Origin of the sequence: Actinomadura sp. KC06 (assembly GCF_004348735.1) — a bacterium.
In the GTDB taxonomy this organism is placed as follows: domain Bacteria; phylum Actinomycetota; class Actinomycetes; order Streptosporangiales; family Streptosporangiaceae; genus Spirillospora.
Genome location: NZ_SMKT01000365.1, coordinates 1 through 1,973, shown reverse-complemented (window position 1 = coordinate 1,973; position 1,973 = coordinate 1). Strand labels below are relative to the sequence as shown.

1 protein-coding gene is annotated in these 1,973 nt (G+C 70.2%); it reads right to left on the bottom strand.

Annotated elements, in window-relative coordinates; all coding sequences use genetic code 11:
* Window positions 1–695: 695 nt before the first annotated feature.
* Window positions 696–1,442: a FadR/GntR family transcriptional regulator gene (locus tag E1287_RS43035; protein ID WP_131971884.1), complete on the bottom strand. Its 747-nt coding sequence runs from the start codon at window positions 1,440–1,442 to the stop codon at window positions 696–698.
* Window positions 1,443–1,973: the final 531 nt, after the last annotated feature.

The following is a 1,973-nucleotide window of genomic DNA, read 5'->3' as shown; positions in this document are numbered from 1 at the left end:
GCCCCAATCGCGAATCCAGCCACCACCACACGACGAAACCGGTAGGCGCCACCCCCGCGAGCGTCCAACGCGAACACCACCCCCTGCCCGGTGCCCCACACTGCGAATCCGGCCGCTAACGCACGCCGCGAGTCCGCCCGCTGGCGTGGACGCCGCCCCCTGCCTGATGCCGCGCTCTGCGGATCCGGCCGCTAGCGTGAACGCCCGCCCCAGGTCCGATGCCGTGCACCGCGCATTGCCGGGTGTTGCGCATTGCGAATCCGGCGGGTGGCGTGTCTGCGAATCCGGCTGCCTGGGTGGACGCGGCTCCGCCCATTGCCGCACCCCGCGAAGCGGGGGCGGTGCCGCGCGTTGCGAAACCGGCGGACGGCGCGAACGCGGAGGTCGGCGGCTTCCACGCGCCGAATCCGGCGGTCGAGTGCTCCGAAGTCAGCAGGTGGCGTTCTGGGTAACCGGCTGACGACCCGAACTCTGAGACCTGGCGGCGCTGCGCATTGGAAATCCGGCGGGTGCTACGCAGTGCGAAACCGGCGGGTGGCGCGGTCTACGAATCCGGCCGACGGTGTGAACGCCGAAGTGGGCGGCTTCCGCGCTCTGCGAATCTGGCAGTAGCGCGTGCTGCGAAGCCAGCGGGTGGTGCGCTCTGAGAAACCGGCGGGTGGAGCGACGGAGGGTGGGGAACGGGCGGTACGGGCTTAGCTCTTGCCGGGGAGGTCCTCGTACCATTCGCGGATGGCCAGCATGTGCTTCTGCATGGCCTTGCGCGCGCGGTTCGCGTCCCGGCTCTTCAGTGCGGTCACGATGGCCTGGTGGTCGCGGATCGAGCGGGTGAGTTGGCCCTCGCGCGAGAAGGTGGCCGGACGGGACTCGGTCATGACCTCGTTGAGTTCGCCGAGCAGGCGCGGCAGCAGCTCGCCCCCGGTCGCGCGTGCGATGGACAGGTGGAACTCCACGTCCAGTCGCGACACTTCGGCCAGGTTCGGCGCGTCCTGCGCGGCCGCCGCCCGGAAGACCTCCTGGGCCCGTTCGATCTCGGCCAGCCCCTGGTCGGTCGCGTGCTCGGCGACCTCGGCCGCGGCGAGCTCGTCGAGGGCGCCGCGGACCTTGTTCAGCTCGATGAGCTCGTCGCGGTGCAGTTCCAGGTACTTCGCGAACGGCTCGGCGTACTGCTCGTTGATGCTCTTGCGGACGAACGCGCCCCGACCGTGCCGGATCTCGATGATCTTCATGGCCTCCAGGCCGGCCAGCGCCTCGCGCACGCTGACCCGGCTGACGCCGAACGTCTCGCACAGCACGCGCTCGGAGGGCAGCATGGCCCCCGCCGGGATGTCGCCGCGCTCGATGGCCTCCAGCAGCTGCTCGCGCACCTGCTGGGTCGGGCTCGTACGCTCGACCGCGGTGAACCTGCCCATGCCGGCGGACGCCTCATACTTGGCGGTCATGACTTTCGCTCCTCCGCTGGGCGACCCGCCGCGATTCACGGACGTGCGTCACTGGCGGCGAATGAATCATACCAGCGCATGTGAACATGTCTGGCCACTCCTGGCGGGTGCTTCCCTGCCGACGACACCGTGGAGATCGGTGGCTGCGCCGGGCCACGAAATGCCCGCCGTCCCGGCAAATCTTGCAGGACGGCTCGGTCGTCGTCCGTCCAACGGTCACAGGCGATGGCCGCCAGGGTCTCAACTTTGGGGAGAGGGCAAAGGGTGGCAGCGGCCAGGCCGAGTTAGCAGTGTCACGCAATGGCCGGTGGCAACCCAGGACAGGCCGACGCCGTCGCGGAGTCCCGTAGGTAGTGCGAGGTTCCGCCCGGCGTTCTGTGGGGCGGTGCAGGTTCCGACGGACGTCCCGGCGGGCGGTGCGAGGTTCCGCCGGGTGTTCAGCGGGACGGTGTCGGTTCCGGCGGACGTCCCGGCGTGTGGTTCCTGCGGGTGTTCTGTGGCGGCGGGACGAGGTCCGGCGGGCGTTCGGGC

Coding starts and splice junctions, on each gene's coding strand:
- E1287_RS43035 (WP_131971884.1), bottom strand. CDS start 1,442: ATGACCGCCAAGTATGAGGCGTCCGCCGGCATGGGCAGGTTCACCGCG.